We start from the raw sequence: 20,830 nt of genomic DNA, 5'->3' as shown, positions 1-20,830 counted from the left end.
ACGCCTGGGTTACTTGGCCGGGATCTGGACGGCCTTGCTGCCCGGCTTCCAGCCCTGCGGGGTCTGCTCCGCAGTGGTCGGGCGGTCCTTGTACCACTCGGCCGTCAGCTTGGTCCAGGTACCGTCTGCGATCACGGCGTCAAGGCCGGAGTTGAGGGCGTCGATCAGGGGCTGGTTGTCCTTGTTCACGGCCCAGGCAGTGAAGTTCTGGGTGTTGACGACCTTTTCGGCGATCTTCGTGTTGTCGCCGTCCTTGACCTGGCCGGTTGCCTGCTGCGAAGGGGCGACCCAAGCGTCAACCTGGCCGCTCTTCACGTTGGCGTAAACCGTGTTGTAGTCCGGGAAACGGACGGGCTCAAGCTTGAGCGTGTTGGTTACGTAGTCGTCCTGGACGGTGCCCTGGACGACGCCGATGCGCACGTCGGACTTGAGGTCCGCGAAGCCCTTGACCTTGGAGTCGGTCTTGGTCACGACGGCCATGTAGCCGAAGTCGTAGCCATTGGTGAAGCCGACCGTCTCGCGGCGCTTGTCCGTGGTGGAGATCGAGGAGGATCCGACGTCGAACTGCTTGTTCTTGACCTGGGAGAGCAGCGCCGAGAAGTCAGTGGAGGCGAACTCGACCTTGAGGCCCAGCTTGGCGCCGACGGCGCGCAGGAGCTCGTTGTCATAGCCGGTGAACTTGCCCGAGGGATCGATGAAGATGTTCGGCGGGGCGTCCGAGAGCGTGCCGACGCGCAGAGTGCCGTCGGTGCTCAGGCCCAGCTTGGACTTGTCGATCTTGTCCACCGGAGTGACGTCCTTGGTGGTGTACTTGTCCAGCGTCTTCTGGTCGCTGCCTTGGAGGGCGTCGGTCGGCGAGGCGCTGCTGGTGCTGCCCGCTCCGCCACCGCAGGCGGCCAGGGAGACGGCGAGAACTGCAGCCACAGGGACAGCAGAGAACCACTTCAGGGCTTTGATTTTCATCAAGCAAATCACTTTCATCGGGGAACACGCGTTCGTATCGAGATGGGCGGGGAACGTAGCCAAAGCAGGTTTGGGCCGCAATATCAGAACTCGACCCGCCAAACTTAATTATGTCATCCGCTCATTCAGCCATAAATTGACGACGAAAAGGCGTGCAATTCCCGGAAGCTCCGAATTAAATTCAGCGAAGTATGGGAAGTGTCCTTGAAGTGCCGCGTCACTCGGGTATCGAGGGGAATTCGTGACTGACGTCCAGCTGGCTTTCAGGCAGCAACTGCGATGTGACGTGCGTCCCATCATGCGGACGCTGGAAAAGCGTCCGGTACGTGGACCCGGGTGCCTTAGAAGTCTCCGCGGCTGGCATCTTCGGGGGGAAGGACCGGCCAATCGCCTTCGATGACGGCTGTTGGTTTGGTCTTGCGCAGGTAGCTCTGGAAATCGGCGGCCTGCGCAGCCGCCCAATCAACCTGGAGGTGGTGCAGCTTGGAGGCGGGCATCTGCAACTTCGGAAATTTGCCGGCCATGGCATCCAGGACGCGCAGGGTGGCGAGGGCGTCCGCAGCGGAGGTGTGGGCGTTATCGAGGTTCACGCCGTACTCCTCGCACAGCGCGGTCAGGGTTCGCTTGCCCTTGCGGTACCGGTCGACCTGCTTGTTCATGACGTAGGGGTCAAGCACGGGAAAACGGCTCAGTTGCGGCACGCCGTAACGGGCGGATTCGGCGGCCAGCACCGTGAAGTCATAGCTGGCGTTGAACGCAATGACCGGCACGCCGTCGTCGAACAGTTCCTGGAGCGCTGCCGCAACTTCGCGCGTCACTTCTGCTGCAGGACGGCCCTCGGCCCTCGCCTTTTCCGTGGTGATGCCGTGGATCTCGCTGGCCTCCAGGGGAATTTCCACACCAGGATCCGCCAGCCATTCGAGTTCCTTGATGATGCCGCCGTCATCGTCCACTACCGTGACGGAAGCGGTGACGATCCTCGCGGAGCGGGAGTTCCGTCCTGTGGTCTCAAGGTCGAACGCGGCGCGGGGGAGGGTGTTCCAGGAACTCATGCTTCAACGCTACCGGCGCCCTCCGACAAGAACCGGAGCGACACTCCTTCTGCGCCGATCCGGCGGCCCATGCCGATAGGCTGATGGCATGCGGATGGAGTTTGTGACGGCGGTGCTGGCCGTCGTGGATCTCATGCCGCCCGGCGTTGCCGTGTCCTATGGGGACGTTGCCGAGCTTCTGGGCTCGGGCGGTCCCCGCCAGATCGGATCGGTCATGAGCCACCACGGGAGCACCGTGGCTTGGTGGCGCGTACTGCGTGCCAGCGGCGAGGCGCCCCCAGGACTTGAGTCGGAAGCGCTGCGTCACTACGTGGATGAGGGCACGCCGCTGCACGGCGCCTACGAAGAGTATCTGCGGACTGGCGAAGGCCGCTGGCGGGTTGACCTGGCCCTGGCCCGGTGGGCTCCGACGGACCGCGACTTCGACAGCATCGACGCGATCTCTGAGCAACTCGAGCGTCAGCTCCATAAATTGTCGGTACCCGATGATGAAATGACCGTGTGAGTCCAACACCGACACCTCAAGCCACACCGCAGGAAGCAACACCGGCACCGCGACAGGAACAGCAGCCGCAAGCACCATCGCGGCAGGCGCCCGTCCGCTTGCGCCTGCTTCCCCCGCGCGAGGTCCACTACGCAGCCCCGGAGTTGTCCGCGGACCAGGCCGCCGTCGTCGGCCTCCCGCACGGATCCGGGCCGGTCCTGGTACCTGGGGCGCCGGGCACCGGAAAATCCACCGTGCTGGTGGAAACCGCCGTCCGGCGGGTCCAGCGTGACGGCGTTGATCCGGAACGGATCCTGATTCTCGCACCCGGCCGGCATGCAGCGTCGGCGTTGCGGGACACCTTTACGGGGCGGTTGGACCGTAGCTTGAGCACGACGCCGGCGCGCACCTGGGCGTCATACGCTTTCGATCTGATCCGGCGAGCCAAAGCCGAGGGCGTGCTGCCGCTGCAGCGGTCACCCAAGTTGCTCTCGGGGCCGGAACAGGACCTCATCATCAAGGAACTGCTGGAGGGGCACGCCCGGCCGGGTTTTGAACTCCCGTGGCCGCAGGATTTGTCCGCGGCATTGCCCACTCGCGGTTTCCGGCAGGAGATCCGGCAGCTCTTCGACCGGATCATCGAATCCGGCCGCACTGCCGAAGACCTCACGGCGCTTGCCTATGAATGCGGCAGACCGGACTGGATTGCTGCCGCGGACCTCTATTCGGAGTACCGCGACGTCTTGGACCTGCGCATGCCGGAAGCCTTTGACCCGGCCGGAATCATTACCGCGGCACGCCAGATCTTCCAGGACTCGCCCGGATTCCTGGCGGCAGAGCGCGAGCGGCTGCAGTTGATCCTGGTGGACGACGTCCAAGAGGCAAACCCTGCCGTGTTTGAACTGCTCGCAGACATCGGAGAAGGAAAGGACGTTTTGGTGGCGTCCTCCCCGGACACCGTGGTCCAAGGGTTCCGCGGTGCCCGGCCAGACCTCGTCGCCGAACTGCCGCGGCTTCTCGGAGGCCTTGCGGGCACCGTGCGGGAGCTTCCGCTAAGGCACACACACCGGCACCTCCCCGACGTCGCAAAAGCGTGGACGGGCGTTGCTGCGCGAATCTCGCAGCGTGCGGGAGGCCAATTGGCCCGGCGTCTTGACCCACTTCCTGCATCGGCGGAGGAGGCTGGTTCCGGAGGTAGTCAGGCGGCGGGCCGGGTGGAAGCACATGTCCTTCCCTCCTCCGTCCACGAATTGCGCTACGTGGCACAACGCATCCTCGAAGCACAGCTGCGGGAGAACCACGAGTTCGGCGACATTGCAGTGATTGTGCGCAACGGTGGGCAATTGGCGCAACTGCAGCGCTACCTGAGCGGTCAGGGAATCCCGGTCCGCGTTCCCGTCGCGGATTCGGCGGTCCGCGACGAAGTGGCAGTTCGTCCCCTGCTTGAGGTGTACGGAGTGGTGCTCGATCCAGCCAAGCTGACGCCTGAGTCCGCCGTCTCTCTCCTCACGTCGAGGATCGGCGGGGCTACAGCCATCGAGTTGCGCCGCTTGCGGCAGTCCCTGCGCCGGGAGGAGCTGTTGGGCGGTGGCGGGCGCTCCAGCGATGCGTTGCTGGTTGAAGCGTTGCTGGAGCCGGGGGCGCTGGGGTCTTTGGGTATCGAGGGTAGCTCGGCACGGCGTTTGGCCCGCATGATCGCGGCGGGACGTTCGGCGGCTGCCGAACCCGGAGCCAACGCGGAGACAGTGTTGTGGGCGTTGTGGCAAGCCACCGGTCTGGCTTCGCGCTGGACGGAAATGGCGCTCGACGGCGGCGCGGCCGGCGCCCGCGCGGACCGGGACCTTGACGCCATGATGGCCCTGTTCCACACTGCCGAGCGCTATGTCGACCAGCTCCCAGGCTCCGGTCCCGAACAGTTCCTGGAGTATCTGCTCAGCCAGGAACTCCCCATGGACACCCTTGCCGCCAGGGCCCAATTGGAGGAAGCGGTGGAGCTCATGACGCCGGCCAGCGCTGCCGGGCGGGAATGGGCCGTGGTCATCGTCGCGGGCCTGCAGGAAGGCGTCTGGCCCAACACCAGGCTCCGGGGTGAACTCCTCGGCAGTACTTTGTTTGCCGATGCCGTGGAGCACGGAGTTCAACACGCCTTGCAGCGCGGGCCCCTCAGCAGGCTGCGGGATATCCGCTACGACGAACTGCGGAGCTTCTCCACGGCCGTTTCGCGTGCCCGGGAAGTCCTCATCTGCACGGCGGTTTCTTCCGAAGACGAGCAGCAGTCGGCCTTTCTCGATTACGTGGCGCCTTTGGAACCGGGACAGTACCAACGTGAGTACACACCGGTAGGCAGGCCCATGACCCTGCGTGCCTTGGTGGCTGAGCTGCGGCAGCGTGTTCAGCCGGACGACGCCGCGCTTGCCCGCCCGGGCGTGGCCGAGGATGCCGCCGAAGCGGCGCGCGTGCTGGCACATCTCGCCACCGCAGAGCCCGCAGTGCCGGGCGCACATCCGGATTCCTGGTGGGGACTGGCACGACTCAGCAGCGAGGAACCGGTGGTCCCGGCGCAAGGCACCGTGTTCGTTTCTCCTTCGAAGGTGGAAACTGTGCACAAATCGCCGTTGGATTGGTTTGTCCAGGCGGCCGGGGGCGAAGCCGCTACCGACTTTGCCCGCAGCCTGGGCACCTTGGTCCATGCGATTGCCCAGGAGTTGCCCGATGCGTCAGGCGCTGAGTATGTCGCCGAACTCGTGCGTCGCTGGCCGACACTGGGCATGAAGGACAACTGGGAGGGCCGGCTGGACTTCCAACGAGCAGAGCAGATGGTCCGGAAACTCGCCCAATACGTGCTTGTCATGCGGAGCGAGGGCCGAAGCCTGGCCGGGGTCGAAGCGGACTTCGAGGTTCCGCTTCCCGAGGTGCGCCTGGGCCACGTTGCCGAGGATTCCGATGCTGTCCGGAATGCCGTGCTTCGGGGACAAGTGGACCGTCTGGAAATAGACGCAGAGGGGAGGCTGGTGATTGTCGACCTCAAGACGGGCAAACGCCAGCCAGGCAAGGCCGAACTCGCCAGGCACCCCCAGCTTGGTGCGTATCAGGCGGCGGTACTGCACGGGGCATTCCAGGATCTGTCTGTTCCGGGGCTTGTTCCCGGCGGTGCCGTGCTGGCACAGCTGGGGACCAAGACAAAGACGCCGGCGGTGCAAGTGCAGGAGCCCCTGGACCCGGGAGATAACTGGGCACAGGACCTTGTCGGCGAAGCCGCCGTGCTCATGGCCGGAGCAAGCTTCGAAGCACGCCACGATCCCTCAAAAGGCAGCCATGGGGGCCACGGCTGCCGACTGCCCGATATCTGCCCATTGTGCGCCAGGGGAAAGCAGGTCACAGAATGACCGTCCAGACACTCCCGGGAATCGAGGCCGGAGAAGCCGCTGAAGATGCCGCGGTATTGCCGGCACCTCGATTCGCGCCCGGCGAATTGGCCGATATCCTCGGCGAACGGAACCGTCCCACCGACGAGCAATCCGCCATTATTGCGTCACCGTTGACCCCCCGGCTGGTCATCGCGGGCGCCGGATCCGGGAAAACCGCAACCATGGCGGACCGTGTGGTGTGGCTCGTCGCGAATGGATGGGTTCGACCCGAAGAAGTCCTTGGCGTCACCTTCACCCGTAAAGCGGCAGGGGAGCTGGCCAGCCGTATCCGCGCCAAATTGGCCACCCTGCAGCGTATCGCGTCCTCGGACGACGGGCGGTACGGCTTCCCGGACGGGGTTGCAGGCTCAGATGAGCTTGAACCCAAAGTGTCCACCTACCACTCTTATGCCAGCGGGATCGTATCCGACTACGGCCTGCGGCTGGGTATCGAGCGCGATGTGGTGCTTCTCGGCGGCGCCCAGGCCTGGCAACTTGCGAGCGAGGTGGTCGAAGCGTACGACGGCGACTACGAACACTTCACCGCTGCAAAGTCCACGTTGGTCAACGCCGTGATGCAGTTGGCCGGCGAATGCGCCGAACACTTGCGCGAACCCGGCGAGGTTCAGCGCTGGCTGATGGACCGAGTGTCCGAATTCGCGCAATTGCCCTATATGTCCGCGGCGAAAAAGAACCCAAGCCAAGCTGCCGGCGATCTCGGCGCCATGTTGCGGACCAGGGCCAGCGTTGCGGACATGGTGGGGCGCTACCAAGAGGCCAAGAGGAATCGCGGCGTCCTAGACTTCGGCGACCTCGTTGCGCTCGCCGCGAAGATTGCCCAGGACATACCCTTGGCGGCTGCCACCGAGCGGGCCCGCTACAAGGTCGTGCTGTTGGATGAATTCCAGGACACCTCGCACGCGCAACTCGTCCTGTTCTCCCGCCTGTTCGGGGGCGGACACGCAGTGACGGCGGTGGGGGATCCCAACCAATCCATCTACGGGTTCAGGGGTGCTTCGGCCGGCCAACTATTCCACTTTGTGCAGGAGTTTCCCGTCCGGGTCGAAGACAGTTTCGGAACGGCATCCCTAGCCACCGCACCCACCTCGTACTTGACCACTGCCTGGCGGAACGGGCGCAACATCCTGGCCGCCGCCAACGTCATTTCCGCGCCGCTCAACAAGGCCGCTGCTAGTGAGGGAGCCCCGGGCTCCAGGGCCGAAGAGAGTTCCGTGGCAGTGCCTGCGCTGCAGCCGAGCCCCGCAGCCGTGGACGGCAACGTTGTCCTCGGACGATTTGCCACCGACGAAGACGAAGCCGCCGCGATCGGGCGGGACGTCCGCCGCTACCGGCGCACGGTCTTCGAAACCGCGGCCGACGGTACGCCGGTTTCCCCCACCATGGCCGTGCTTTGCCGCCGTCGGGCACAGATGGAGTGCTTGCGGCGTGAATTCGAGGTCCAAGGGATCCCGTACGAAATAGTCGGCCTCGGCGGGCTCCTCGACACCCCTGAAGTAGTGGATCTCGTGGCTGCGCTCCGGGTCCTCGCCGATCCCGGCCGTTCCGATGCCCTGATGCGTTTGCTGGCAGGTGCCCGGTGGAGGATCGGAACTGCAGATCTGATGGCGTTCCGTGACTGGTCCCAGTTCCTTGCCCGGCGGCGATCCCACGGCGGCGCTGGAGACAACGGCGCCGGAGGCAACGGCACAGCAGACGATGCGTCAATCGCGGACGAAAGCCCGATGGAGACGGTCGTCGAGAGCGACATTACTGATGCGGCCAGCCTTGTGGAAGCGCTGGACTTCCTGCCACGCCCCGGGTGGACTTCCGGCCATGGACGCTCCCTCAGCGCGGCGGCTTTGGACCGTCTTGGCCGGCTGTCTGCGGAGCTTCGCAACCTGCGGGGGTTCATCGGAGACGATCTGACCACGCTGATCGGCGAAGTGGAACGTGCCATGCTGCTGGACATTGAGGTCGCTGCCAAGCCCGGGACAAGCATCCACCAAGCCCGCCGGAACCTGGACGCATTCCATGATGCCGCGGCGGGTTTCCTGCAGACTTCGCAGCGAGTGGATCTATTGGCTTTCCTGGGATGGCTTGAAGCGGCCGCATCGGAGGAAGGCGGACTGGACATGGCCGACGCCGAGGTGAACCACGAGGCCGTGCAATTACTGACAGTCCACGCCTCCAAAGGCTTGGAATGGGACGTTGTCTTTGTTCCCGGTCTCAACGCCGGGGCCTTCCCGAGCAACCGGGACTCCCGGTGGAGCAGCGGTACCGCGGCCCTGCCATGGCCCCTCCGTGGCGACCGGGCGGATCTCCCTCAATGGGATCTGGACCAGCCGGACCAAAAGGGCTGGCTGGACGCCGAAAAGGACTTCAAATCGGAAGTCCAGCACCACGGCGAGGCCGAAGAGCGGCGACTCGCCTATGTTGCCTATACCCGGGCAAAGTTCGTCCTGTGGGCATCGAGCGCCGCGTGGAATGGTTCCCGGGCAGGCATTGCCGAGACGTCACCTTTTCTTGCTGAGCTGGCAGGACTTGCTGGCGAGGCAGGCAACGATGCCGGCGGAGCGTCGGCCGCTGCCATTCATCCACGGTCCCTCAGCGAAGACGCGCTGCCCACTGAGAGCCCCCTGACCGTCGGCACGGAGGTGGCGACCTTCCCCTATGATCCGCTCGAAGGTCCGAGCGACCCTCGTACGGGGGAACGGCTCCGCTTGGTACCGGGGCGGCGGGCCGGCATGGAGGCGGCAGCAACCCGGGTCAGGGACGCCGTCGAGGCACTGCGGACGGATTCGCCGCTCGTCATCGATGCTTCGCTGACCCCCCTCCGCGGGGCGGCAGCCGGCTGGGCCGCCGAAGCGGAGCTGTTGTTGGAACGGCAGTTGCGGCGGAGACCCGTCCAGGACGTCCATTTGCCCGGACATATCTCTGCCTCGATGTTCGTCGACCTGGGAGACGAACCCACAGCGGTCCTGGCCCAGCTCCGGCGCCCGGTGCCCCGCCAACCCGGGATCTCTGCACGCAAAGGTACCGCCTTCCATTCCTGGGTGGAGGAATACTACGGAACCAGCGGCATGCTGGATTTCGACGAATCCCCCGGCTCTGACTCCCACATCGACGAGGCCTACGGACTTGACGACATGGTGGCGACGTTTAGCAATTCAGAATGGGCGCACCGGTCCCCGGCCTTCGTCGAAGTTCCCGTGGAAACACGGATCGGGGACGTCGTGGTGCGCGGACGGATTGACGCAGTCTTCCGCGGCGCCGACGGCACCTGGGAACTGGTGGACTGGAAGACGGGCAAGCGCCCGGCCGGGAGGCAACTCAAGACCCGGGCCGTGCAACTGGCCGTTTACCGGCTGGCATGGGCGCGCCTCAAGGGTGTGCCGTTGGAGCAGGTCAGTGCGGCGTTCTATTACGTTGCCGATGACGCCGTCGTGAGGCCCCACGACCTCGGCGCGGCCGATGAACTGGAGAAGATCATCGCATCCGCGCTAGGCAGGCGAAACCGGTAGGTAGCCGAAACCACGATAGCTAGGCCGGGACGGACTAATGGTCCTTGGCGTCCTGGAGCGGTGCCGACTCCACTATCTGGAGGGCCGTCGTCGAGGTGTTGTCCGCTTCGGACGGCGCCTCCGGCGTGGAGGCGGGGCCGTTCGCCGAATCTCCCGCGGGCTCCGGGATGGCCGTAACACTCACCGCGGGCTTTGCTGAGTCGCCCTCTGAGGCCTTGGCTTCCGAAGCCATGACAACTGCCGGTGCTGCCGGCCCGTCCGCGGCGGAAAGCTCTGCAGCGGCAATATCCGCCGCGGCGGCAATATCCGCCGCGGCGGCCTCGGCCTCCTCGGCTGCCAACGCATTTTGCTCCTCGATGTCGTCGGCGAGGGATTTGAGCATCGCCTCGGCTTCTGCCGTCATGTCACTGTGACCGGCGGCCAATGCCTTGACGAGATACTGGGCCAGGGCGAATTCGGCAAGAAGTGCCGAGCGTCGCAGCAGGTGGCCGTCAGGCGTATCCCGCCGGGCTTCCGTGTAGTGCCGCAGTACGGACTCCACGAAGCGCTGTTCGTTGGACGCCACGAGCCAGGCGAAGTCATCGGCGGGATCGCCGATGCGCAGATCGGTCCACCCCGTCACTGCCGTCACGCTGTCGCCGTCGATCAGCATATTGTCTTCGTGGAGGTCGCCATGGACTACGCACGGGTTGAAGCGCCAAAGCGCCACGTCCTCCAGTGCATGCTCCCAGCGACGCAGCAGGGCCGGCGGAATCTTGCCCGTGGTGGCGGCTTGATCCAGCTCGTTCAACTTGCGCTGGCGGAATTCGTTGGCCGTGTAGCTGGGAAGATCGGCGTTATTGACGAGGGATTGGGGGAGGTCATGGACGGCAGCCAGAGCCGCACCGATCTCCTTGGCCAAGGCATCACTGCAGCTCGACAACTCTTCGATGCTCCGTGTGGCCCCGGCCAAGTGGGTGTAGACAAATGTGCTCAGCGCGCCTTGGCGCACCGTTCCGGCCACAGTGGGCATGAGAAAAGGCAGCTCGGCCCGGATCGCCGGCGCGAAAGCCCGCAGGATCATGAACTCTGTCTCCAGCCGGGCGCTGGCTTCCGGATGGCGCGGCGAACGGACGCGCCATCGCTTGCCCTCCGAATCCAGCAGAAGCGCCGAATCGAAATCGGCGGCATCGTCCGGGGCGGAGGCGGCGGCCATCGGCGTCAGGCCGGGCACCGCCGCAGTAGCTACAGCGGCCAGTTCGAACGGTGTTCTTCTCACGTATTCCACGGTAGATTGACAAGCGCCTCTGGCAGCGATGTAGTGCGGCGAGTCTTGAGATCCGCTGGAAAACAGCATCCAGGGGCGTGCATTGCTGAAAGATCCAAATGTCAATTGTCGGTGCGAGTCAGTACGGTAGGTACATGAGTTTCACCGAGTTCCAGGCGCCGGCAAACCACCTTATCGATACCGTTCTTCCGGTGCGCCCTGCCATGGTTGACCGCGGATCTGCCGAACGCCTGACGCCGGGCATGCTTGGCGAAGTGATCTCCTCAGGTTCGGCCAAGGCCATGGTGTTGTCGCAGCGCCAAGCCCTCGTCGTGGGGGACACGCTGTGGCTGGGCGACGCCGCGCCGCTCTTCGAAACCCTTCAGGCCGCCGGTGGACCGCTCACTGCCATTTATCTCGGCCGGACCCTTGCTGCTTCCTCTGTCCCGGAGCAAACACCAATCGTCCTCTTTGTGCCCGCCGAGCCGGTTTCGCCTGGAGCCGCAGGCCTTCCGGCCGACGGCTCCTGGGCGGGATTCCGGGAGGTCGCCGCCCGCCTCGGTGCCATGGACACGGCCTTGTTTGTCGAGGCCAGCGCCATTTCCAATTGGCATGCCACCCATACCCACTGCCCGCAGTGTGGAACTCCCACGGAAATCGAAGCCGGCGGCTGGGTTCGGCGGTGCCCGCGGGATAAATCGGAGCACTATCCGAGGACCGATCCGGCCATCATCGTCACCGTTGTCGGTTCCGACGGCAGGCTGCTCCTGGGTGGAGGAGGGCCGCTGGACGCCAAGAACTACTCCACGCTGGCCGGCTTCGTTGAGCCCGGGGAATCGCTTGAACAGGCCGTGGTTCGCGAAATCGGGGAAGAAGTGGGTGTGCGGGTCACCGCTTGCCAGTACCTTGGCTCGCAGTCGTGGCCGTTTCCGGCCTCGCTGATGCTCGGGTTCACTGCAACAACGGACGACGTCGAGGCCCGGCCCGACGGCGTCGAAGTCACCCGCGCCCGCTGGTTCAGCCGTGCGGAACTCCAGGCAGCAGTGCTCAGCGGCGAGATCACGATCTCCACGAGGCTCTCGATTGCGCGTTCCCTGATCGAGCACTGGTACGGCGGCGTCATCGAGGACCTCCAGCAGTGACAGACGGTATTTTCAGCGACACCGTTTCGCTCGAGGACCGGATTCTCGGCGGCCTTGACGCCGAGCAGCGGGAAGTCGCCAGCAACCTTAGCGGTCCCATGTGCGTCCTCGCCGGAGCGGGTACGGGAAAAACCCGGGCCATTACGCACCGCATTGCCTATGGTGTGCACTCCGGTGTCTACAGCCCGCAGCGCCTCCTGGCCGTCACCTTCACGTCCCGGGCCGCCGCCGAGATGCGCAGCCGGCTGCGGGATCTCGGCGTCGGAAACGTCCAGGCACGCACCTTTCACGCCGCTGCGCTCAGGCAACTGCAGTTCTTCTGGCCACAGGCGGTCGGCGGCGTCCTGCCGAACTTGCTGGACCACAAGGCGAACATGATCGCTGAAGCCGCGCGGCGGCTCCGGCTGAGTACCGATCGCGCCTCCATCCGTGACCTTGCGGCGGAGATCGAGTGGGCCAAGGTTTCCATGCTGACGCCGGCCAACTACCTTGAGAACGCCCAAGACCGCGGCACTCCGGGTGGCTTCGACCTCACCGCCGTCGCGCGGGTTTTCCAGTCTTACGAGGACGTGAAGACGGACCGCAACGTGATCGACTTCGAGGACGTCCTGTTGATCACGGTGGGCATCCTTCAGGAAGACCCGAAAGTGGCAGCTACGGTCCGCGAGCAGTACCGGCACTTTGTGGTGGACGAGTACCAGGACGTTTCTCCGTTGCAACAGCGGCTTCTTGAACTTTGGCTTGGCGGCCGCGACGAACTCTGCGTGGTGGGCGACTCCAGCCAGACCATCTATTCGTTCACGGGAGCCTCTCCCAAGCATCTCCTTGGATTCAAGGGCCATTACCCGTCGGCGACGGTCGTCAAGCTGGTTCGCGACTACCGTTCCACGCCCCAAGTCGTGAAGCTCGCCAACGATCTCCTCGGGTCCCGCCGCAGTGGTGGAACGGTTGCCGACGCCGCTTGGGCCAAACCCCTGCAGTTGGTGGCCCAGCGCCCGGCCGGACCGGAACCGCGGTTCATGGAATGCCCGGACGATGAGGCAGAGGCGGCGGTTGTCGCGGGCCGGATCCGGGAATTGATCGACGCCGGAACCAAGGCGAGCGAGATCGCTGTGCTCTTCCGCACCAACGGCCAATCGGAAGCGTACGAGCAAGCTCTTGCCTCGGCGGGCATCGGCTACCAGCTCCGGGGTGGTGAGCGGTTCTTCGCGCGCAAGGAAGTCCGGGACGCCATCCTGCAGCTGCGCGCCGCCACGCGTGCGGTAGCCGAGGATTCGGCCAAGGAGCCACTGGGCCAACTGGTCCGGGACATCGTGGCTTCGCTCGGCTACACGGATGCCGCCCCGCATAGCGGCGGTGCCCTCCGCGAACGCTGGGAGTCCCTGGCCGCGCTCGTGGCCCTCGCGGACGAACTCGCAATTAGCCGCGGGCCGGAATTCACGTTGATGGAATTCGTCAACGAACTCCAGGAGCGTTCGGTGGCCCAGCACGCCCCGACAGTCCAAGGCGTTACACTCGCATCGCTCCACGCCGCGAAGGGCCTGGAATGGGATGCCGTGTTCCTGGTGGGCTTGAGCGAGGGCCTTATGCCCATTTCCTTCGCCGACACCCCCGAGAGCGTGGACGAGGAACGCCGTCTGCTCTACGTCGGGATCACGCGGGCACGCGAGCACCTGAACCTGTCCTGGTCCACGGCCCGCACGCCTGGTGGCCGCGCCAACCGCAAGCCTTCGCGCTTCCTCGACGGGCTCCGCCCCGATTCCGTGCTCGGAGCCAGCGCGCGCAGCCGCGCCACGCCACGGCGCAAGGCGGCAGCACCGGCGTCGTGCAGGGTCTGCGGCACGATGCTCGCCACTGGCGCCGAGCGCAAAGTGGGTCGCTGCAGCCAATGCCCGCCAACGTACGAGGAACAGACCTTTGAGGCTTTGCGGCAATGGCGCAAGGAAGAGGCCCTGAGCAACGATGTTCCCGCCTATGTGGTCTTCACGGACGCGACGTTGACGGCCATCGCAGAGGCCCGGCCGGCGTCCCTTGAGGAACTGGCGCAACTCGCTGGTGTCGGGCCTTCCAAACTGGAAAAGTACGGCGAAGCCGTGCTGGCAGTTCTGGTCGAGAACGGGACTGCCTAGTGCCGCGGATCGCGGGACAGCCCGCTTTGCCGCTGACCACCGACGACGGCGCGCCCGTCGTCGTCCGTCGCTCGGCCCGCCGCCGTCGTACTGTGGCGGCCTTCTGGGAGGACGGGAACGCCGTTGTGGCGATCCCTGCCCACTTCACGAAGGCGCAGGAGGGCGAATGGGTCCGGCGGATGCTGGACAAGCTCAAGCGCCAAGGGGAGAGGGGTGCCCAGGGCGCCGGCAGGCGGAGACCCGCGAGTGATGCAGCCCTTGCCGGACATGCCGCGGAACTTTCCTCAAGGTATCTAGGCGGGCGTGCCACCCCGACGTCGGTCCGCTGGGTCAGCAACCAGAAGTCACGGTGGGGGTCGGCAACCCCGGCGGACGGGACTATCCGGCTTTCGGACAAGCTCCAAACGATGCCGCAATGGGTGATCGACTACGTATTGCTCCACGAACTCGCGCATCTGCTGGTGGCCGGGCACAACGCCGCGTTCTGGCGTTTGCTCGAGGCGTACCCCGAAACGCAGCGGGCCAAGGCGTTCCTGGAGGGCGTCGCTTTTGCGACGTCGCGAGGGTTTGGACCGGATGAAGAAGGCGCCGACGCACCAGCCGGAGGCTGGGACGCCGACGCCGGCTAGGCCTTTCAGGAGCGCTAGGCCTTGGGCTCCCCGGGTTCAGTGTTGTCAGGGGAGTCTCCGTCTTCAGGTTTCGGAGCCTCCGGGGTGCCCTCTGTGTTCCCCTCATCCTTCGGAGCGTCGTAGCCACCTTCAAGGAGCTTTTGCAGTGCATCATCCACTTCGGTGTCGCTGGCTTCAGCCAGGCGGCGCCGTTCGGTGAAGCCCGCCGGGTCGTCGAGGTCATGCGCCGTGGGGAGCAAATCGGGGTGCTGCCAGATCGCATCGCGGCCGGCGATTCCACGTTCGTCCTTCAGCGCCGCCCACAGCGTGGCGGCTTCGCGCAGGCGCCGCGGGCGCAGCTCGAGTCCCACCAGCGAGGAGAACGCGTGTTCAGCGGGTCCTCCCGTGGCGCGGCGCCTCCGCACCGTCTCGCGGAGTGCGACGGCGGATGGCAGCACATTCTCGGTGGCAGCAGCCGTGAGTTCGTCCACCCAGCCCTCAACCAGCGCCAGGGCTGTTTCGAGTTTCTCCAGGGCAGCCGATTGTTCGGGAGTGCGCTCGGGCGTGAACACCCCTTGGGAGAGGGCTTCTTGAATTCCCTCGGGGTTGCCGGGATCCAGGTCCCGGGCGAGGTCCTCGACGCGGGACAGGTCGATGTGGATGCCGCGGGCATAGGCTTCGATCGCCGCGAGGAGATGGCCCCGCAGCCATGGAACCTGCACAAAGAGCCGGGCATGCGCGGCTTCGCGGACTGCGAGGAACAACCGGACGTCATTCTCGGGGACGCTCAGGCCTTCGCCGAACTTCGCCACATTGGCCGGCAGCAATGCCATCTCGAGATCAGCGAGTGGAACGCCGATGTCGGTAGAGCTGACCACCTCGGCGGACAGGGCCCCGATGGCCTGACCCAGTTGCATGCCGAAGATTGCCCCACCCATGTTCTGCAACATGGACGAGGTGCCACCCATCATGGCCTTCATTTCTTCCGGCATCTGCTGGGTTAGAGCGTCCGATAGGGCATTGGCGATGCTGTTGGCCACCGGCTCCGTGAGTCGTTTCCACGTAGCGAGGGTGGCTTCCACCCATTCGGCGCGGGACCAGGCGCGGCCGATGAGGCCCGTTGCCTGGAGATCGGTGACCGGATCCAACCAGAGTTCCGCGAGCCGAAGCGCCTCGTCGACTTCCCGGGCCTGCACGGCATTCACCGACGGATCCGTGCCGGCAGCGGCAACACGACGGGCATTCTCGTGGGCGAGCTGCCAATTGACAGGGCCTTCGGAAGTGGAGCTCATCATGGCCTGCACTTGGGCGAACATCTGCTGCAGCATGTTGGGGTCGTTTGGCAGCCCTGCGGCCTTTGCCAGTTCGGCGGGGTCGATGTTGCCCATGCCTTGCCCGCCCATCAGGTTCTTCAGCATTTCTGCCAAGGGATCCACGGGTGAGTCGTCTCCATTGGAGGGGGTATTGGGGTTGGAGGTCATGGTGCCGCCGATCGTCGGTGTGACTGGTGATCACTTTCAAGGTACCGCGATGCCCGGGGGCTGTCTGCCTCAAGAACGCGTCGTTCGCTCTAGGCAAAGCACCTCCGGCGGGCACAGCAAAGTAGGGTGGATCGTTGGTATGTTTACTGGCCTCCACCCTGAGGGGCCGAAACGGTAGCGTAGGGCACACGGTTCCCGGCGCGGAGAGGTCTTTCATTGACTAGTTTGCCGAGCCCCGGAGCTGCCGGGGAACCCGGACAGCCTCTCGGCCCCTCCAACTCCCAGGACATCCCGACGTCGCAAGGCCATTCCCCGGTGCTGGACTCCGCACAAACGCAGGAACCAGGGCAGGAACCGGCCGACGCGCCCCAACCGGCACAGCGCCGCGACGGACGGTACGTCGCGATGCTGGTCTCCGGCGCTCTGACCATTGTGTTGGGTATCACCGCGGCTGTGCTCCCTGTTCCCTACGTCGTGGAATCCCCCGGACCGACGTTCAACACCCTGGGCACGGACCACAACAAACCGGTCATTAGCATCACTGGGCACGCGACGTATCCCGCCAAAGGAAATCTGGATCTGACCACCGTCTACATCAACGGCGGCCCGAACGGACCAGTCAACATTTTCGAGGCCTTCCAAGCCTGGCTGGACGGTTCCAAGGCCGTATACCCCGAAGAACTTCTCTATCCCAAGGGCGTCACCAAGCAGCAATCCGAACAGGAAAGCGCGCTTGCCATGACTACCTCCCAGGAGAACGCTGTTGCCTCGGCCCTCCAGGAAGAGAACATTCCGTACGGTCAGAAGCTTGCAGTCGCAGGGTTGTCCGACGGCTCGGCCTCCGCAGGCAAACTCCAGACAGGGGATGTCTTTACGTCGATCAACGGCAAGGCGGTCACGTCCCTTAACGTCGTCCAAACCGCACTGGCCGACGGCGCGGGCGCGCCTGCCGCCGTCGTCGTCGATCGGAACGGCAAGCCCGTGACAGTGAGCATTACCCCCGGCAAGGGCTCAAACGGCAAGTACATCCTGGGCGTACTGCTGCAGTACAAGTTCACGTTCCCGTTCGACGTCAAGATCTCCCTGGACCACGTGGGCGGACCGAGCGCCGGCATGATGTTCGCACTGGGCATCATCGATAGCATCACCCCCGGTGACCTCACGGGGGGCAAGCATGTGGCCGGTACCGGCACCATTTCGCCGGACGGCACCGTGGGACCCATTGGTGGAATCGCCCAGAAAATGCGCGGAGCCCGCAGCGGCGGCGCCACGCTTTTCCTCGCGCCTGCCGCCAATTGCGACGAGGTCGTAGGGCACGTTCCGGACGGGCTGCGGGTAGTCAAAGTGGACACTCTGGCGGACGCAAAATCAGCCGTCGAGCGACTCGCCTCGGGCCAGGACATGTCCCGCCTCCCGACATGCTCCAACAACTAGACTGATGATGGAACTTAGCTCCAGTGCCACTCGTGGCACTAATGACGGCCTCCGCCATTAGCACCCGGCACCGGGGCCGACGAACACACGCACTGATGACCGTTAACTGACGACCAGCGATGAGGTATCGAGTTTGTCCCGTCCAGCCAGCACCAGCCCGCCCGGAAGACCGCAGCGGAGACGGGGTGCACTCACTCCAACTTTGATCATCGTCGCCGTCGCCGTGGTGGGATTTATTTTCTTCGCCAATGTGTGGACAGACGTCCTCTGGTATCAGCAACTGGGCTTCTTTGAAGTCTATTTCAAGGAGAACCTTGCCCGGATACTGATCTTCCTCGCGGGCTTCGTCCTGATGTTCGCGCCGGTCTTCTACGCAATCCGCGTTGCCTACCATGCACGGCCCGTCTACGCTCCGGACTCCGAGGCCAGGGACAACCTGAACCGTTACCAGGCCCAACTTGAACCCGTAAGACGCGTGGTCATGATCGGCATCCCCGTGTTGTTCGGCCTCTTCGCCGGCAGCGCGGCCGCGAGCCAGTGGCAAGCGGTGCTTTTGTTCTTCAACCAGGTGCCGTTCGGCCAGACCGATCCCCAGTTTGGCCTGGACATCAGCTTCTATCTCATGACCTTGCCGTTCCTTGGCTTTATCACGGGTTTCCTTATGAGCGTTGTGGTGATCGCCGGAATCGCGGGAATCCTTACCCACTACCTCTATGGCAGTATCCGGCTCATGGAACGCGGCATCTTCACCAGCCGTGCCGCCCAAATCCATCTGGCCGTGACCGGGGCCGTTTTCCTGCTCCTGCTCGGAGTCAACTTCTGGCTTGACGTCTACAGCACCGTCCAGAACAACGGCGGACACTGGGCAGGCGCCCTCTATACGGACGTCAACGCCGTGATCCCGACGAAGACCATCCTGGCCGTAGCGGCGGGTCTGGTGGCTATCCTCTTCATTGTGGCCGCCGTGATTGGCCGTTGGCGCTTGCCCGTGATCGGCACCGCCATGCTGATCATCACGTCCATCCTCGCGGGCGGGGTCTATCCCTGGGTCATCCAGCAGTTCCAAGTCCGGCCCTCGGAGCAGACGCTGGAAAACAAGTACATTGACCGCAACATTGCCATGACCCGGTCCGCCTACGGTTTGGACAAGATCAAGGTTTCTCCCTACAACGCCACCACGGACGCCAAGACCGGGGCCCTTGCCAAGGATGCCCAGACGGCGGCCAACATCCGGCTGTTGGACCCGAACCTGGTTTCCTCGGCGTTCTCCCAGCTGGAGCAGTACCGTCCGTACTACCAGTTCCCCAAAGCCCTTAACGTCGACCGCTACACGGTGGACGGCAAGACCCAGGACACCGTGATCGCTGTCCGCGAATTGAATCAGGACGGGCTGAACGCCAGCCAGCAGACCTGGGTCAACCGGCATATCGTCTACACCCACGGTTACGGCGTCGTGGCCGCCAAGGGCAATACCTTCACCGTTGATGGCAAGCCGGATTTCCTGCTGTCCGGAATTCCATCAATGGGTACCCTTGGCAGCGATGCGAGCTACCAACCCCGCATTTACTTCGGTGAAGATTCGCCGGACTACTCGGTGGTCGGCGCTCCGGATGGCGCTCCGCACCGGGAACAGGACCGACCGGCCGGCAAGGACACTTCTACTGAAACGCAGTACACCTTTACCGGCAACGGTGGCCCCAACGTGGGCAACTGGTTCAACCGCCTCCTGTACTCCATCAAGTTCCAGTCCTCGGACCTGCTGCTGTCTGACGGCGTCAACGAGAAGTCCCAGATCCTCTATGACCGCACTCCGCGTGAGCGCGTGGAAAAGGTTGCTCCCTACCTGACGGTGGACGGAAGCGCCTATCCCGCAGTGGTCGACGGCCGTGTGAAGTGGATCGTGGACGGCTACACCACCAGCCAGTACTTCCCCTACTCCCAGCAGCAGCAACTGGGAAACGCTACGGCCGATTCGCAGACGACCTCCGGGCGCACGGCGGCCCTGCCGAACAGCACCGTCAACTACATCAGGAACTCGGTCAAGGCCACTGTTGACGCCTACGACGGCTCGGTCACGCTGTACGCCTGGGATGACCAGGACCCGATCCTGAAATCGTGGGAGAAGATTTTCCCGACTACCGTCAAGCCGTACTCGGAGATGTCCGGACAGCTGATGAGCCACGTCCGCTACCCGGAGGACCTGTTCAAGGTCCAGCGTGAGTTGCTTGGGCGTTACCACGTGACCAATGCGGACAGCTTCTACCAGAACAACGACGCGTGGAGCGTTCCGAACGACCCCACGGTCACGGATCCCGTCCGGCAGCCTCCGTTCTACATGTCCCTGCAGATGCCCGACCAGACCAAGCCGGCCTTCCAGCTGACGTCGTCCTTCATTCCACAGGTTGTCAACGGCGCCGCCCGGAACATCCTGTACGGCTTCCTCGCCGCCGATTCCGACGCCGGTAGCCAGAAGGGGGTGAAGGCTGACACGTATGGCCAGTTGCGATTACTCCAATTGCCAACGGATACCCAGGTTCCGGGTCCCGGCCAAGCCCAGAACAAGTTCAACTCCGATCCTGAAGTGTCGCGGGAACTCAACCTGCTCAGGCAGGGAGCATCCGATGTGCTCAACGGCAACCTTTTGACATTGCCGGTGGGCGGGGGCCTGCTTTATGTCCAACCGGTCTATCTGAAGTCCACGGGTGAGACGTCTTATCCGACGCTTCAGCGCGTACTCGTGGCCTTTGGCGACAAGGTTGGCTTTGCCCCCACGCTTGACGGTGCGCTGAAGATCCTCTTCGGGGGCGACTCAGGGGCCTCGGCCGGAGACTCGGCCAACAACGGGCAGACCCCCACTCCGCCGGGGACTACTACGCCACCCGCCGCAGCGGATGCGCAGGCCCAGCTGAAGGCTGCGCTGGATCAGGCCAACAAGGCCATCCAGGATGGCCAGGCTGCACTGGCCAAGGGCGACTTCGCCGGATACGGTGCCCAGCAGAGCATCCTGTCCGCGGCAATACAGAAGGCGCTCGACGCCGAGTCCCGGCTTGGTGTCACCCCGGCCCCGTCGGCAAGTCCCAGCCCGTCAGCGAGCCCGTTGCCGACGCCCTCGTCGTCACCTTCGCCGAGCAAGTAGGTAACTCCAGCTGGCTGAATTCGGCTTAGCTGGTGGTTTTGCAAGACCGGGCCAACCCAGACCAGGGCTGGCCCGGTCTTCCTTTTGATCTGGCGGCCTGTGCTGGGTGCCCTGAGGGGCGCCTGGGCCGGGCGGTCTGAGCAGGTCGCCCGCCGATGAGGCCGGGGAGACGGAGGTCACGTCGTTTCGATTTGGCCTGACATTCACCTGCAGGTAAAGTAGTTCTT

At 64.5% G+C, this 20,830-nt stretch carries 12 protein-coding genes; 8 read left to right on the top strand and 4 right to left on the bottom strand.

Features of this window, described 5'->3' with window-relative positions:
• Positions 1-9 precede the first annotated feature (9 nt).
• Together QRN59_RS17705 and QRN59_RS17700 are read right to left on the bottom strand one after the other, a co-directional pair.
• Entirely contained in the window at positions 10-963 is a 954-nt protein-coding gene (locus QRN59_RS17705) for an ABC transporter substrate-binding protein (RefSeq protein ID WP_284983777.1), read from the bottom strand.
• A 341-nt stretch (positions 964-1,304) separates the two neighbouring features.
• Positions 1,305-2,015 carry a 3'-5' exonuclease gene (locus tag QRN59_RS17700; RefSeq protein ID WP_284983776.1) on the bottom strand — a complete coding sequence of 237 codons (711 nt, stop codon included), beginning with the start codon at positions 2,013-2,015 and terminating at the stop codon, positions 1,305-1,307.
• Positions 2,016-2,103: 88 nt separating this feature from the next.
• Here QRN59_RS17700 and QRN59_RS17695 point away from each other — a divergent pair, with 88 nt between their 5' ends.
• The 3 genes from QRN59_RS17695 to QRN59_RS17685 all read left to right on the top strand — a co-directional run bounded on the left by QRN59_RS17695 (position 2,104) and on the right by QRN59_RS17685 (position 9,427).
• Positions 2,104-2,520 carry an MGMT family protein gene (locus tag QRN59_RS17695; RefSeq protein ID WP_284983775.1) on the top strand — a complete coding sequence of 139 codons (417 nt, stop codon included), beginning with the start codon at positions 2,104-2,106 and terminating at the stop codon, positions 2,518-2,520.
• Between the two features lie 98 nt (positions 2,521-2,618).
• Positions 2,619-5,885, top strand: coding sequence for an ATP-dependent helicase (locus tag QRN59_RS17690; protein ID WP_284983798.1), 3,267 nt, complete (start codon positions 2,619-2,621; stop codon positions 5,883-5,885).
• A complete protein-coding gene (locus QRN59_RS17685; protein ID WP_284983774.1) occupies positions 5,882-9,427 on the top strand; it encodes an ATP-dependent helicase in 3,546 nt (1,181 codons plus the stop codon). Before QRN59_RS17690 ends, QRN59_RS17685 begins: the two co-directional genes overlap by 4 nt.
• Positions 9,428-9,461: 34 nt before the next feature.
• Here QRN59_RS17685 and QRN59_RS17680 read toward each other — a convergent pair whose 3' ends face one another.
• On the bottom strand, positions 9,462-10,685 hold the full coding sequence (locus tag QRN59_RS17680; RefSeq protein ID WP_284983773.1) for a macrolide 2'-phosphotransferase: 1,224 nt from the start codon (positions 10,683-10,685) through the stop codon (positions 9,462-9,464).
• Positions 10,686-10,828: 143 nt separating this feature from the next.
• On the opposite strand from QRN59_RS17680, the gene nudC reads away from it, so the two are divergent.
• Genes nudC through QRN59_RS24570 form a run of 3 tightly spaced genes read left to right on the top strand, consistent with a single transcriptional unit; the run spans position 10,829 to position 14,573 of the window.
• Positions 10,829-11,815: an NAD(+) diphosphatase gene (gene nudC, locus QRN59_RS17675; protein ID WP_284983772.1), complete on the top strand. Its 987-nt coding sequence runs from the start codon at positions 10,829-10,831 to the stop codon at positions 11,813-11,815.
• Positions 11,812-13,944, top strand: a complete 2,133-nt coding sequence (locus QRN59_RS17670) for an ATP-dependent DNA helicase UvrD2 (RefSeq protein WP_284983771.1) — start codon at positions 11,812-11,814, stop codon at positions 13,942-13,944. The genes nudC and QRN59_RS17670 overlap by 4 nt, the downstream gene beginning before the upstream one ends.
• Before the next feature lie 8 nt (positions 13,945-13,952).
• Positions 13,953-14,573, top strand: coding sequence for a M48 metallopeptidase family protein (locus tag QRN59_RS24570; RefSeq protein ID WP_350225244.1), 621 nt, complete (start codon positions 13,953-13,955; stop codon positions 14,571-14,573).
• 14 nt (positions 14,574-14,587) lie between these two features.
• On the opposite strand, the gene QRN59_RS17655 is transcribed toward QRN59_RS24570, so the two are convergent.
• Positions 14,588-16,033 (bottom strand): zinc-dependent metalloprotease, encoded by a 1,446-nt coding sequence (locus QRN59_RS17655; RefSeq protein WP_284983770.1) that lies wholly within the window; start codon positions 16,031-16,033, stop codon positions 14,588-14,590.
• A 225-nt stretch (positions 16,034-16,258) separates the two neighbouring features.
• On the opposite strand from QRN59_RS17655, the gene QRN59_RS17650 reads away from it, so the two are divergent.
• Positions 16,259-17,467, top strand: a complete 1,209-nt coding sequence (locus tag QRN59_RS17650) for a YlbL family protein (protein WP_502871076.1) — start codon at positions 16,259-16,261, stop codon at positions 17,465-17,467.
• A gap of 133 nt (positions 17,468-17,600) precedes the next feature.
• Entirely contained in the window at positions 17,601-20,603 is a 3,003-nt protein-coding gene (locus QRN59_RS17645; RefSeq protein ID WP_284983769.1) for a UPF0182 family membrane protein, read from the top strand.
• Positions 20,604-20,830 lie beyond the last annotated feature (227 nt).

It is taken from the genome of Arthrobacter sp. efr-133-TYG-118 (genome assembly GCF_030209755.1).
Taxonomy (GTDB): Bacteria; Actinomycetota; Actinomycetes; order Actinomycetales; family Micrococcaceae; genus Arthrobacter.
The sequence above is the reverse complement of the archived record's forward strand: the minus strand, read 5'-3'. Positions and strand labels throughout refer to the sequence as shown.